The organism is Pseudomonas gessardii (assembly GCF_001983165.1).
Taxonomy (GTDB): Bacteria; Pseudomonadota; Gammaproteobacteria; order Pseudomonadales; family Pseudomonadaceae; genus Aquipseudomonas; species Aquipseudomonas gessardii.
The window spans coordinates 173,212-186,468 of record NZ_MNPU01000003.1 but is presented as its reverse complement, the minus strand read 5'-3'; the positions used below and the strand labels follow the sequence as shown (position 1 = coordinate 186,468).

Sequence of the window (13,257 nt, the reverse complement as noted above, 5' to 3'; positions counted from 1 at the left end):
GTTTTTATCCCTCTGGAGCAACTGCCATGACCTTCGTTACCCTCAAGAAAGATATCCAGCTGTCTGAACTCGATGCCTGGGGCACCGTTGCCGATCTGGGCGCCGAGATCCTCGCCGGCGAGCTCAAGTCCTTCGGCAAAATGACCTTCGGCGCCCCCACCGACAAGGTCAGCAGCGCTTACTTCGGCACCACCCGGGGCAAATTCCGCATGGTCTATCCGTTTCATGAACAAGCCACGGTGGTCACTGGCGAGGTGCGCCTGACCGACGAAAACACCGGCCAAAGCACCCGCTACCAGGCCGGTGACAGCTGGTTCGTGACCCAGGGCACGCCGGTGCTGTGGGAAGTGCTGAGCGAGAGTTTCGTCAAACACTACTTGGCGGTCGCATAACTGCGTTGTTTTATGTGGGAGCGGGCTTGTGTGGGAGCGGGCTTGCCCGCGATGGCGGTGGATCAGTTAAATACTTCTAATCTGACACACCGCAATCGCGGGCAAGCCCGCTCCCACACAAGCCTGCTCCCACATTGGGTATGTGCGGCTTCATAAACCGCGGTCAGGCCATTCCTACCGCCTGCTGCAACCGGCTACTGCGAAAGGCCTTGGGCGACAGCTCGAACTGCTTCTTGAACGAACGGCTGAAATGCGCCGAATCGGTAAAGCCCCACTTATAGGCAATCGAGGTAATCGATTCGCTGCGCAGGAACGGGTTGGTCAAGTCATCGGCGCTGCGCTTGAGCCGCGCACGCTGGATGTAGCGGCAGACGCTGTCGTCCTGCTCCTCGAACAACCGGTATAAATGGCGCACCGAGATGTTCAGGCGGCTGGCCAGGCCCACCGGGCTCAAGCCAGGCTGGCTCAGGGACTCTTCAATGACCTTCTGCACATAGCTGCGCAGGTTGTTGCCTTGCAATGCCACGGTATCGTCGCGCCCGTCATCGTCCTGCTCCAGGGCTGAGCCCAGCAGCGACACAAAGGCACACTGCAATGCCTCGACCTCATCCTCGGCGCCTTCGCCGCCCTTGCACAACTGGTCCATCAACACATGCAGCATGCGCCCACAGGCCTTGCTGGAGGAAATCTTGCCAAAGGTCTTCGATTGGCTGCCCATCTGCTTGCACACCTGGGCGCGCGGCAACGACAGCGAGAGATGTTCGATCAAGCCGAACGGGGTGATTTCAATGGAGCCCACCGAGTCCATCAACAGCAGTTCGCCAGGGGCCAGTTGTACCCGCTGGCCGTTCTGCACAATCTGCGAATAGCCGCTGCGCTGGCTGACCAAAAAACAATCCTGGTCGTTATCGCGGTCGGGGTTGCTCGCCTGGCGCTTGATCAACCCGGCGTTGGTACGCAGGCTGGCCAAGGGCAACCCGCCATTTGAAAGCATGGAAAACTCGCCGATAAACAGCGAGCGGTTGAAGGCCAGTTCGGTGTCGAAGTGGCCGCACATCGCACGCAAATCGCGGTTCCAGGTGTCGAGCCCCTGTTGTGCACGCTGTTGGATACCCATGGGTGTCTCCACAATGGCTTATTGTTTTTGTCGGGCAATAGTTAACATGTTATCTATATGCGCGCAACCAGTACCTGTCCGCCATGGTGATTGCACGAATGATGCCAGTCAGAGCCCGCCCACTACGCGCTGCAAGCCGGCCAGCGCAGCCAGCAGCGCATCCCGCTGTTCACGGCTCAAGGCGATGTAGCGCCGAAAGGCCGGCAGGCGATTGACCACCTCGCTGCCGCCCATATGTTCCAGGCGGATGTGCCATTGCCGGGCGTGCAGCTCGATATGCAGGCGCTTGAAATCCAGGAGCATCAACGCCGCTTGCAAGGCGCTGTCCTGTTGCAGGCGCGCCTGTAATGCCCCCAGCAATGCGCCCTCGCCCGAGCGTTGCCGGCAACGGATGCCGGTCCGGCGGATGGCCCCGCCATGGTGCAATGCAAAGCGCGCCGCGCCCTCTGTCGAGGCGGGCAGGCACAAACTGAACTCGGTCATGACCAGGTGCATCAACAGCTGCGATTCGGTGCGCTCGCGGATCTCCAAGTGCAGGCTGTCGTCCTCCAGGTCTGCCCGCGCCAAGGTCGGCGACACCTGCTCGAAACGCGCCAGTCCCAGGTTGCGCTGCAATTGCCCCAGGGTGCGCCCCGGCTGATATCCCGCCGGTGCGCGTTGTGCGCTGAAGCCTTCAGACAGCTTTTGCCGCAGGGCCGCTATAGCCGTGGTGAGTGTGACCCGGTTCATTGGCAAACTCCTTGGCCAGCACGTCTTCTACCGACGCCGGCGTGAATGGATTGACCTTCTGTACCACCAGGGTCCAGAACAGCGCATACACCGCAGTACCGCCCAGCATCACGCCAAACGGGATGTAGATATCCGCCGGGTTCATCCCCGGTGGCGTGATAAACCACATGCCCAACAGGATGCCGACGCTGGACAGCAGCTGCGGCAGCGGGAACCACGGCGAGCGGTAGGCCCGTGGCAAATCGGGGCGGCGAATACGCAGGATCACCACCGAGAGGGTGACCAGCAGGTAAGCGAAACTCCAGGCACACACCGCCGCCAGCACCAGGTGCATGATGGTGTCGGTGTTGCCGCCCAGGTACAGCGCGTGCAGGCAGGGAATCAGCATTGCCAGCAGGATGCACAGTACCGGGGTCTTGAAGCGTGGGTGCAGGTAGGTGAAGACCTTGGGCAATGCGCCGTCCACCGCCATGCCATACAGAATGCGTGGCACACCGGCCATCAGCGTGTTGATGGTGGCGGCGCCGGCAAACAGAAAGCCGATGCCCAGCCACAGCGGCCCGATCTGCCCCATCACCTGCTCGGCAAAGCGTGGAATGGCCATGGGTGTGTCCAGCAGATGCACGCCGCTGGCTGCGTCCAGCACCACGTTTTCCACCTGGCGCTTCATGGCCGCGCCGTAGATGAACATGCACGTCGCCACGCCCATCAGGCCGAGCATCATGGCCCGTGGCATGACCTTGGCCGACTGGCGCAAGTCCGGGGCCAGCGGGGTGACGAATTCGCAGCCGACAAACATAAACATTGCCATGCCCACCAGGGACAGCACCGTCACCAGGTCGCTGCCCACCAGGGATTCGCCAAACCAGCCGTCCAGTTGCACCGCCGGGGCGGCGATCAGGCCCAGCACGCCAAACACCATCAAGGTGGTCCACATGCCGAAGGTGAGGATGATCTCGGCGCGGCCAAAGGCGCTGACGCCAAACACGTTGAGCACACCGAACACCAGCACGAAGCCCACCCCCAGCAACCAGGAGCCACCGGCGGATTCGGCCAGGGTATTGAGGTGTTCAAAGTTCACCAGGGCCATGACCCCGGCCAGGATGGTTTCGGCGGTGCCGGCAAACACATGCACGATCAAATAGGCCGACAAGGTGCCAGTGATCGCAAAAAAACGCCCCAGGCCGCAATTGATGTAGTCGTACACCGAGCCGGTGGTGGGCAGTATCGAGGCGGCCTCGGCGAAGGTCGTGGCCTGGGCCAGCATCATCACCACGGCGAGCAGCATGGCCAGCGCAAACGCGCTGCCGCCAATGCCAAAGCCCATGGTCGCGGTGAGAATCACCGGGCTGGCCATGATCAGGCCAATGGTGCTGGCCAACGCGGTGGGGAAACCCACCGTGCCCCGGTTCAGGTGCGCGGTAAGTCTGTCATTGCTCGACATGGTGCAGATCCTCGAAAGGGATTTTTTAGAAGTGTTTGCACTGTGCACCCGCCCAACCGGAGCGTCTTGCCCCTGGCTGCCGCCGATTTTGTTGCTGCCTGCCAGGGCTTGCGGCTTGGCGGCCAGGATCAATTGCCTGGCACGCAGGTGAAAGACTTGCGCCGCCGACGCTCGCCCTAATGCGCCCTCAACTTAACCCCTGGGGGACTATAACAATGGAGCACACACTCAAAACCCGCCACCTGCGCCCGGCTGCCGGCCTGGCTCTTGCGTTGTGGCTTGGCCACCCTGCGGCCCAGGCAATCGAACTGTATGCCGACGACGACACCACCATCACCGGCAATTTCCTGGCCGTATACGGCCTGTTCAATAGCCGCAAGAACTACGAAGGCAGCCAGGGCGGTTCGACCTGGCGCGAAGGCTTTATCAAGTATGGCTTGAGCGTCGAGCAGACCCTGGGTAGCCCGGGCAGTGTGTATGGCACCGCCAACCTGGTGAGTTCCGGCACCTGGGGCGATGGCGATGCCTCCCACGTGACCGACGGCAGCGAGCGCACCACCACGTTCGACGAAGCCTTTGCCGGCTGGCGCTCGGGGGACCTTTTACCGGCGCTGGGCAAGGATGGCCTGGACCTGTCGTACGGGCGCCAGATCATCACCGTGGGCGACGGTTTTATCGTCAACGACGACGGCCCGAACCTGGGCAATGGCGTGGCCGACGGCGAGTTCGACCGTGGCGGCGCCTATTACATCGCCGCGCGGCATGCCTTCGACAAGGCGGCCGTGATGCGCCTGGGCGGCAAGGACGGCCTGCATGGCAGCCTGATGTGGATCGAATCCGACAACCGCGCCCAGGCCCTGACCGAAATGGCCATCGGCACCCTGGAATACAGCGCCGCGCCAGGCACCCTGGGCTTGACCTACCTGCACGGCATCGATGTGGATCAGCGCTTTGCCAACGACCTGCAAAAGCAACGCCGGGGCATGAACCTCTACAGCCTGCGCGGCAGCGGCAATGCCGGGATCGACAACGCGCACTTCTCGTTTGAATACGCCTGGCAGGACAAGGACCCCGGCCCGGAAAAAGCCTGGTACGCCGAGGCGGGCTATACCTTCGCCGACCAGCCCTGGTCGCCGGACCTGACCTACCGCTATGCACGCTACTCGAAAAACTGGGACGCCCTGTTCGCCGGCTTCAATCGAGGCTTTGGCACCTGGGTCCAGGGCGAAGTGGCGGGCAACTACGCCGGCCCCTACAACAGCAACACGGCGGTGCAGCATGTGGCGTTCAAACTCAAGCCACTGGACAACCTGACCCTCGGCGCGCTGTTCTTCGACTACCAGACCGTGAGCAAACGCAACAGGCTCGACCTGGATGGCCGCGAGCTGGACCTGTATGCCGAATGGGCGGTGAATGAGCACCTGATCCTCACGCCATTGATTGGCCTGTACCGCCCCGACAAAGACCAGGAGACGGGCGGCAACCAGGTGGGTGGCAATGGCACCAATGTGTATAGCCAGTTGGTGGTGGCGGTGCCGTTCTAAGACGTGGCTGCCCGCTCCCACAGGGGCATGGCAGCCACAGACATACGCCCCGGCAGGCACAGTCAAGCGTTAGCCCGCAGCATTGGTTAGCCTCGGGTTTTCCTTTTTGATCAGGCACACCCCATGAGCGATATCGCGCTGCTACCCCAGGTCGAAGCCTTCCTGCGTCGAGACCACGGCCTGTTTATCGACGGTGGCTACATCCCCAGCCAGGCCAGCCAGACCCTGGAGGTGATCAACCCCGCCACCGGCCAGGTCATCGCCACGGTCGCCGACGCGCAAGCCAGTGATATCGAGCTGGCCGTGGCCTCCGCCAGGCTGGGCTTCAAACAGTGGTCGCGAACCGCCCCGGCGATCCGTGGTCAGGTGCTGCTCAAACTCGCCGACCTGCTGGAACGCCACCGCGAGGAACTGGCACAGATCGAAACTTGCCAGTCGGGCAAGCTCATCCAGATTTCCCGCGCCTTTGAAGTGGACCAGGCCGTGCATTTTTTGCGTTATTACGCGGGCTGGGCAACCAAGATCAGTGGCCAGACCCTCACCCCGTCGCTGCCCTCGTTTGCCGGCGAACGCTACACCGCCTTCACCCTGCGCGAACCGGTCGGCGTGGTGGTGGGCATCGTGCCGTGGAATTTCTCCACCATGATCGCCATCTGGAAGCTCGCCTCGGCCCTGGTGACCGGGTGCAGCATCATCATCAAGCCCAGCGAATTCACGCCGCTGACCCTGCTGCGCATTGCCGAACTGGCGGTGCAAGCCGGCCTGCCTGCTGGCGTGCTGAACGTGCTGACCGGCGGCGGCCAGGTGGGCAAGGGGCTGATCGAACACCCCGGCACCGACAAGGTGTCCTTCACCGGCTCGGTGCCCACCGGCCTTGCGGTGGGCCGTGCGGCCATGGGCGCCGGCCTGACCCGCGCAACCCTGGAGCTGGGGGGCAAAAACGCGGCGGCGTTCCTGCGCGATGTGAAGCTGGAAACCGCCGTCAACGGCATGATCGAAGCGGGCTTCCTGCACTCGGGGCAGATCTGTGCGGCGGCCGAGCGTTTCTTCGTCCACCGCTCGCAGATCAACCCGGTCATGGAAGCCCTGGCCCAGCGCTTGAGCCGGCTGAACATCGGCTCGCCGCTGGATGAGCGCACCGAGTTCGGCCCGGTCACCCATCGCCAGCACCAGTTGAAGCTGGAAGGCTTTTTTGCCACCGCCCGCGCCGAACACAACACGATCATCCATGGCGGCCAGCCGATGGAGCGGCCCGGCTGCTATGTGCAACCCACGATCATTCTCGCCAACAGCATCAACGACACGCTGCTCACCGAGGAAACCTTCGGACCCATCGCCACCTTCCTGCCCTACGACGACGAGGACGAGTTGCTGGCGTTGATGAACCACACCCCTGGCGGCCTCAGCGCCAGCCTGTGGACCAACGACCTGGGCAAGGCGCTGCGCATGGTCCCGGCGATCAATGCCGGCACGGTGTGGGTGAATATGCACACCCTGCTCGACCCGGCCGTGCCATTCGGCGGCAACCAGTCCTCGGGCATTGGCCGGGAGTTTGGCAGCGCGTTTATCGAGGACTACACCGAGCTCAAGTCGGTGATGATGCGCTACTGATCACCCCGGGATCAGCGCCTCCGCCTCGATCTCGATCAACCACTCGGGCAGCGACAGGCCGCTGACAATGATCCACGACGACGGCGGCGGGTTTTCCGGGAAGCGCTCGCGCAACGCGGCGGCGATGGGTTCCTGCTGGTCGCGGGCGGACTCGACGATATACAGGCGCAGCATGATCACATGGGACAGCTCGCCTTCGGCTGCGGCCAGGACCTTGGCGATATTGTCCAGGGCGGTGGCGGTCTGCTCGGCGATGCCGGGGCCGACGGTGCGCTCGTCAGCGTCCACCCCCACCTGGCCGGACAGCAGGATACGCCGGCCCTCGCGCACTTCCATGGCCTGGCTGAAACCGTATTGCAGGGAGTTGAAGACTGTCGGGGGGTTGAGGGTTCTTCGTTGCATGACGACTTCTTGTTGTCTGTAGGAAACAAGGCTACCCCAAGCGTTCCTCCAGGCGATACCTCAAGAAGCGATGGTCCGCGCAAAACAGCCGCCGGTAGGTCAGCAGCACCGCCCCCACCGTGCCCAATGCCGACGATGCGGCAATCAGGAACATGATCACGATCTGATAACGCACCGCGTCCTGCGGGCTTTCGCCGGCCAGCACCTGGCCGGTCATCATGCCCGGCAGGCTGACGATGCCCACCACCGTCATCTGGTTGAGCGTCGGGATCATGCCGGCCCTCACCGCCTGGCGGATCGCGCCCTGGGCGGCTTCCCAGCGTGAGCCGCCCAGGGCCAGGATCATCTCGAGGCTGTTGCGCCCGGTGGTCAGTTCCTGGGTCATGCGCTCGATGCCCAGGGACACACCGGTCAGGGTGTTGCCAAGGATCATCCCGAGGATGGGGATGGCATACTGCGGCTCGTACCAGGGGTGGATGCGAATAATCGCAAACAACCCCAATGCCGTGACCAGCCAGGAACTGCCCCACACCGACACGATGCTATCGACCCGCTGGCCCTTGTAGGTGCGCTTGCCCCGGCCGGCCGCCGACAGGCCGGCGATCAGCGTCATCAGGCACATCAGCGGCAGCACCACGTACCAGTAGGCGAACGCGAAGACCCAGCCCAGCAGATAACCAATCGCCAACAATTGCACCACCGTGCGGATGGCGGCCCAGATCAGCTCGCGCCCCAGGCCCAGCCTTAACAGCAGGGACAGCGCGCCATTGATCAGGATCAGTGAGGCGGCGATTGCCAGGTCGGTGGCGCTGAGATTCTGGTAATTCATGCCTGGCCCACCGCGCTCAAGACCCCGGCGTCCATGTGCAACTGCCGCGTGCTCATCCGCCGGGCCTGTTCATGATCATGTGACACCCAGATATAGGCATGGGCGCTACTGCTGTCAAACCAGGCGCGGATCAAGGCTTCGACTTCACTGGACGATGCGGGATCGAGGGCTGCGGTCGGTTCGTCCAACAGCAACACATCCGGGTCTGACTGCAGCGTGCGAATCAGCGCCAGCACCTGGGCTTCGCCGCCCGACAAATCCCCGGCGTTTTTCGACAGGAAGTCCGGCGCCTTTCTGCCATGGGCCAGCAATGCGCAGACCTTCTGCCGATCAAACGTCAAGTGGCGCCAGGTGGCGAGCGAGTAAGGAAAACGCAGATTGTCCTCCACCGTGCCCTCGAGCAGCGCAGGCCGTTGGGAGAGGTAGCAGACGCGGCTGCGATAGGTCGGAATCCGCGCATGAGCGATGGCCTGGTTGTGCCACAGGACCTGCCCCGACGTGGGCGCATCCAGCAGGGCAAGGACCCTGAGCAGGACACTTTTACCCGAGCCGGAGGCGCCGGTGATTGCGACGCGGTCGCCAGGGTACAGCTGGAAATCGGTCGGTTGCAGCAACGCCGCCTGGTGACGCTCGTCCAGTCGCAGCAGGGCCTTGGCCTCGATCAGGGGGGATTGGCGGTCGGCCATGGACTCATCACTCGGTTGAACAACTGGCAATCAAATACCCCACTGCCTCATTCGCGCAAAGGGCTGCACCCAAGACATGATGGCATACTCCACCACTACGACTCCCAACCTTAAAGCGGATAAGGTTTGTGCAAGAAGATCGCTTCGCGCTTTCACATCCCTTTCACAGTCGGGGGCCTAGGGTAGTCCCAGCTCCTAGTGAAACCCTTTAAGCCCGCACTCCCCATCGCGGGCTTTTCTTTGTCTGGGATTTGGCTGGCAGCGAGGTGCACACTCACTGCCAGCACACTGAAGTCTTCCTCAGAACTTAACCACATACGTCGTAATCAAGCGCGTTTCCGTATAGTCCGGCCCCGCCGCGCTGCCATTGCCGTAGCGGGTCTTGACGTCATAACGGCGCCACTCCAGCCCCAGGTTCTTGAACGTCCCATCCTGCACCACATAACCAAGGCCCAGCCAGCGTTCGCTTTCAACATTCTGGTCCAGGGCGTTGTTACCGCGGTCGATGCCTGTTCCGCGAAAATAGCGGGTCTTGAACTTCAACCCGGGGATGCCCATCGCCGCGAAGTTGTAGTCATAACTCACCGACCAGGAGCTTTCATTGGGCTTGACGTAGGACACCACGGACCAGTTCACCAGGTACGGCTGGGGCGCGTAACCGTTGAGGGTGGGGAAGCCACTTTCACCGAGCATGCGCTGGTAGGCGACGCCAAAGGTATGGCCGCCTTTTTTCAAAGCGCTCATCAGGCCATAGGAGCGGTTATCGATCTTGCCGTACAGCGCCTTGCCATCTTCCTGGTTATCGAAGTATCGCAGGTCGCTTTTCAACGCATAGCCGCCCCCCAGGTCAAGGTCATGGCTCAGGCCGAAGTATTGCTGCTGGTAGATATCTTCCAACTGGCCGTAGAAATACGTCGCGGCCAACTGTGGAGTCAGTGCATACGTGGCACCGGCAAAGTTCAGGCCGTCGCTGCGGCGTTTTATATCCGGGCCGTTAAACAGGTACATCTTTTCACGGTCGGAAGACTCCCGCGAACTGACCTGGTTGAAGCGCCCGGCGGTCAATGTCCACTTGTCGATGTCCTTGGACTCGATACTGACTCCATTAAACGTGGTCACCAGTTGCCGGGTATCGTCGTAATACGCCACCGGCAAGGTCGGGCGGTGTTCGCCGAGCTTAAGTTCGGTTTTCGAGTAGCGGACTTTCGCCGCGAATGCTGCGCGGCCATAGTCCTGCACCGGTTCGCCACGGCTGTCGTCGTAGGGGATCACCGAGTCCGGCCCGCGCCCGCCGCCGCCGTCCAGGCGGTATGCGTACTGCCCGTAGAGATCGAGGGCAAACTGCACGGGGCCTTCGGTGTAACCGGAGGCGGCCTTGAAGTCGAACCCCTGGGTCCAACTGCCGACCCTGGACTTGGGGGCATCGGTCTGGTGAAAGTCCCGGTCCAGGTAAAAGTTACGCAGGCCCAGGCTGATTTGACGGTCGTTGATAAAGTCTGCCTGGGCAAACAGCGGCGTAAAGCAGCCCAGCAGGCCGACGAACACGCAGTCGCGGGCCATTCTATTTTCAAGAGGCATCGGTGGTTCCTTTCTATGCGCGCAAAACATTTGAGTGGGGCAGATCACTAAGGGGCAGTTAATCCGCAGTCTTGTTTTTATAACCACTGGCTGCAAAAAGACGCATGCGTGCGGGGCACGCTTATTGTTGTTTTAAAGAACCCTGGCAACACTCAGGAAGCGGCCTTCGATGCGTCCCCCAAACGATGATAGGCACGGTTGAAATACACCAGGCCTTCCTGGCTTTCGCCATTGCAGATACCCAGCACCTCACAGTAGAAAATCGTATGGGAACCCACCTCGTGGGCCTGGGCGATCCGGCAGTCGAAACTCACCAGCGCTTCCTGCAGAATCGGCGCGCCACTTTCCAGGGTCAGCCACTGGGCACAGGCAAAACGCTGCTCGGTATTCATCTCGCGATTGGCGAACACCCCGGAAATTGCCTGGTGATCGGCCGTCAGCACGTTGACGCTCAACACGCCGTTGCTCTTGAAGTTGATATTGGATGTCGACGCCCGGTTCATGCACACCAGCAGGGTCGGCGGCTGGTCCGTGACGCTGCACACCGCAGACGCCGTAAAGCCGAAGCGCCCAGCCGCGCCATCGGTGGCGATCACCGAGACGGCGCCGCCGAGCAATGCCATTGCATTGCGAAAACCTGTTGTATCTACCATGGTCTTGCCCTCCGCCGATTCAGATGTCCAGCACCAGTTTTTTCGATTTGGCCCGCGAGCAACACACCAGGATCTGGTCGTTGGCGGCCTTTTCGTCGTCGGTGAGGTAGACATCCCGATGGTCGGGCTCACCTTCCAGCACATCGCACAGGCACGTCCCGCACACCCCCTGCTCGCAGGAGGTTTCGATCTTGATGCCGACACTGGCCAGGGCATCGAGGATGCTCTGGCCTTCCAGGACCTGCACCTGCTTGCCGCTGCGCGCGGCGACCACTTCAAAGCCCTGGCCGCTGCTATCGACCTCGACCTGGAAGTACTCACGATGGATATGGTCCTGGGCATGCCCGGCCTTGACCGCCTCACTGATCACCCAATCCATGAAGCCGGCCGGCCCGCACACGTAGACATGCACTCCCGCACCGGGCACCCCGAGCACCACGGGCAGATCAAGGCGCTGCCCCGGGTCTTCGTCATCGAAATGGGTGTGGACCCGCGAGGCAAATGCCGCGTGCTGCAGCTCGTCGATAAAGCCGCAGAGGCTGCGCGAACGCGCGCAATAGTGCAGCTGGAACGCCTGCCCACGAGCCTGCAAGGCATACGCCATGGCCACCATGGGCGTGATGCCGATGCCGCCGCCGATCAGGATCGAGTGTTGCGCATCGGCCGCCAGGGGAAACAGGTTGCGCGGCGCGCTGATCTGTACCACCTGGCCTTCCAGCAATTGCTCATGCACCGCCACGGAGCCGCCGCGCGAGCCCGGATCTTTCAAGACGCCCAGGCGGTAGACCTGGGGGTTGGCCGGGTCGCCACACAGCGAGTACTGGCGGATCAGGCCCGGTTGCAGGTGAATATCCACATGGGCCCCGGCCTCGAAGGCCGGCAAGGCCTGGCCATCGGGGTCGGCCAGGTCGAGGACCACCACCCCCTGACCCTGTTCCTGGCGCTTTTGCACCACCACTTTCAATAATGTTTGCACGCTCATATCGGCTCGTTCCGCTGGTTATTATTGGCCAAGGCCGATCACGGTCGGCCCGTTGTCGCGTCAGCGCATAAACAGCCCGCCGTTGACGTCCCAGGTCGCCCCCGTGACGAAATAGGCATCCTGCTCCGCCAGTTGCACCACCAGGCGGCCGATGTAATCGGCGCTGCCCAGGCGCTTGACCGGGATCGCTTCGAGCAATTGCTCCATGCGCTCGGACGCAACCACCGCATGCACCGCTGGCGAGTCGATCGGCCCCGGGGCGATGGCATTGACCGTCACCCCACGCGCCGCCAGCTCCTTGGCGAAGATCTTGGTCAGGGTGATGATCGCGCCCTTGGAGGCCGCGTAATGCCCACCGGTCGCGGTCCCGCCGTTCTGCCCGGCCAGGGACGCCATATTGATAATCCGCCCATAACCCTGGCCGGCCAGGTATGCCCCCAGCACCTGGCATCCGAGAAAGGTGCCGCGCTGGTTGATGTTGGTGACTCGCTCGAACTCCTCGGGGCTGATCTGCATCAACGGCGTGGCCAGGGTCATGGCCGCATTGTTGACCAACACATGCAGGGCGCCGAAACGCTGGACAGTCGCCGCCAGCGCCTGCTCGAAGTCGGCCTTGCAGCCCACGTCCAGACGCAGCGCCAGCACGCGCTCGCCGCTCGGGTCCAGGCGCCGGGCCGAGGCGTTTGCCGCCGCCTGGGACAGGTCGCTGAGCACCACCGCGTACCCCGCCGCGTACAACTGGGCGGCGATGGCATACCCCAGGCCCTGGGCGGCGCCGGTCACTAAGGCTATCTGTGTCATGCCGGCGCCCTCACAGGATGTAACCGATACCGGCGAGGGTGTCGGTGGAGTTGATCAGGTGGATCAGCTTGCGCTGGATCTTGAAACTGTCGCCGTCCCGCGCCAGCTCGAACGTGATATCGGCGGTGTAGTGCTTGAGCACATCCTTGCGGCATTCGCGCAGGTTCTGCGCACAGCGCACAGTGACGGTGGCGCCGTCATCGGCCAGCAGGCGAAACCGCGACAGCGTGCGCACGGTACGCGCCCGTGGCGTGGTGGAAATCGACTCGCCGCTGGTCAGGCGTGTGACCCGCAACTGGCGCATGTGATGGTCGTCATAGGCATAGTTGAGGGTGTTTTCAAAGTCGGTTTCCAGGGGGTCGATGGGGATGATATAGGTGGCATCCTCGGTCCACAGCGCCAGCCATGCCTGGAACTCACCGTGATCGAGCATGTCCGCTTCTTGCCAGATAAAGGCACTGGCCTGGTTGAGCAGCTGTAGGTTGATCA

General features: G+C 62.4%; 14 protein-coding genes. 3 read left to right on the top strand and 11 right to left on the bottom strand.

Annotated features, from left to right (window positions below):
* Positions 1–26: 26 nt before the first annotated feature.
* On the top strand, positions 27–392 hold the full coding sequence (locus BLL38_RS04185) for a cupin domain-containing protein (RefSeq protein ID WP_076961396.1): 366 nt from the start codon (positions 27–29) through the stop codon (positions 390–392).
* Positions 393–555: 163 nt separating this feature from the next.
* Here BLL38_RS04185 and feaR read toward each other — a convergent pair whose 3' ends face one another.
* The 3 genes from feaR to BLL38_RS04170 form a co-directional block, all read right to left on the bottom strand.
* A complete protein-coding gene (gene feaR, locus BLL38_RS04180) occupies positions 556–1,509 on the bottom strand; it encodes a transcriptional regulator FeaR (protein WP_076961395.1) in 954 nt (317 codons plus the stop codon).
* A gap of 108 nt (positions 1,510–1,617) precedes the next feature.
* Positions 1,618–2,238 (bottom strand): DUF3156 family protein, encoded by a 621-nt coding sequence (locus BLL38_RS04175; RefSeq protein ID WP_076961394.1) that lies wholly within the window; start codon positions 2,236–2,238, stop codon positions 1,618–1,620.
* Positions 2,183–3,682: an APC family permease gene (locus BLL38_RS04170; RefSeq protein WP_076961442.1), complete on the bottom strand. Its 1,500-nt coding sequence runs from the start codon at positions 3,680–3,682 to the stop codon at positions 2,183–2,185. The genes BLL38_RS04175 and BLL38_RS04170 overlap by 56 nt, the downstream gene beginning before the upstream one ends.
* Before the next feature lie 215 nt (positions 3,683–3,897).
* Between BLL38_RS04170 and BLL38_RS04165 the strand changes: the two genes are divergently transcribed.
* Positions 3,898–5,226, top strand: coding sequence for an alginate export family protein (locus BLL38_RS04165; protein WP_076961393.1), 1,329 nt, complete (start codon positions 3,898–3,900; stop codon positions 5,224–5,226).
* A 123-nt stretch (positions 5,227–5,349) separates the two neighbouring features.
* On the top strand, positions 5,350–6,837 hold the full coding sequence (locus BLL38_RS04160) for an aldehyde dehydrogenase family protein (RefSeq protein ID WP_076961392.1): 1,488 nt from the start codon (positions 5,350–5,352) through the stop codon (positions 6,835–6,837).
* Here BLL38_RS04160 and BLL38_RS04155 read toward each other — a convergent pair whose 3' ends face one another.
* The 8 genes from BLL38_RS04155 to BLL38_RS04120 form a co-directional block, all read right to left on the bottom strand.
* Positions 6,838–7,239, bottom strand: a complete 402-nt coding sequence (locus BLL38_RS04155; protein ID WP_076961391.1) for a RidA family protein — start codon at positions 7,237–7,239, stop codon at positions 6,838–6,840.
* Positions 7,240–7,270: 31 nt separating this feature from the next.
* Positions 7,271–8,068 (bottom strand): ABC transporter permease, encoded by a 798-nt coding sequence (locus tag BLL38_RS04150; protein ID WP_076961390.1) that lies wholly within the window; start codon positions 8,066–8,068, stop codon positions 7,271–7,273.
* Entirely contained in the window at positions 8,065–8,754 is a 690-nt protein-coding gene (locus BLL38_RS04145) for an ABC transporter ATP-binding protein (RefSeq protein WP_076961389.1), read from the bottom strand. The genes BLL38_RS04150 and BLL38_RS04145 overlap by 4 nt, the downstream gene beginning before the upstream one ends.
* Positions 8,755–9,054: 300 nt before the next feature.
* Positions 9,055–10,314 carry an OprD family porin gene (locus BLL38_RS04140; protein WP_242627597.1) on the bottom strand — a complete coding sequence of 420 codons (1,260 nt, stop codon included), beginning with the start codon at positions 10,312–10,314 and terminating at the stop codon, positions 9,055–9,057.
* Between the two features lie 170 nt (positions 10,315–10,484).
* The gene (locus tag BLL38_RS04135; protein ID WP_076961387.1) at positions 10,485–10,985 is read right to left on the bottom strand and encodes a flavin reductase; all 501 of its coding nucleotides are present in this window, start codon (positions 10,983–10,985) and stop codon (positions 10,485–10,487) included.
* Between the two features lie 19 nt (positions 10,986–11,004).
* On the bottom strand, positions 11,005–11,967 hold the full coding sequence (locus BLL38_RS04130; RefSeq protein WP_076961386.1) for a PDR/VanB family oxidoreductase: 963 nt from the start codon (positions 11,965–11,967) through the stop codon (positions 11,005–11,007).
* Positions 11,968–12,027: 60 nt separating this feature from the next.
* Entirely contained in the window at positions 12,028–12,768 is a 741-nt protein-coding gene (locus BLL38_RS04125) for an SDR family NAD(P)-dependent oxidoreductase (RefSeq protein WP_076961385.1), read from the bottom strand.
* A gap of 10 nt (positions 12,769–12,778) precedes the next feature.
* Positions 12,779–13,255, bottom strand: a complete 477-nt coding sequence (locus BLL38_RS04120; RefSeq protein ID WP_076961441.1) for an aromatic-ring-hydroxylating dioxygenase subunit beta — start codon at positions 13,253–13,255, stop codon at positions 12,779–12,781.
* Positions 13,256–13,257: the final 2 nt, after the last annotated feature.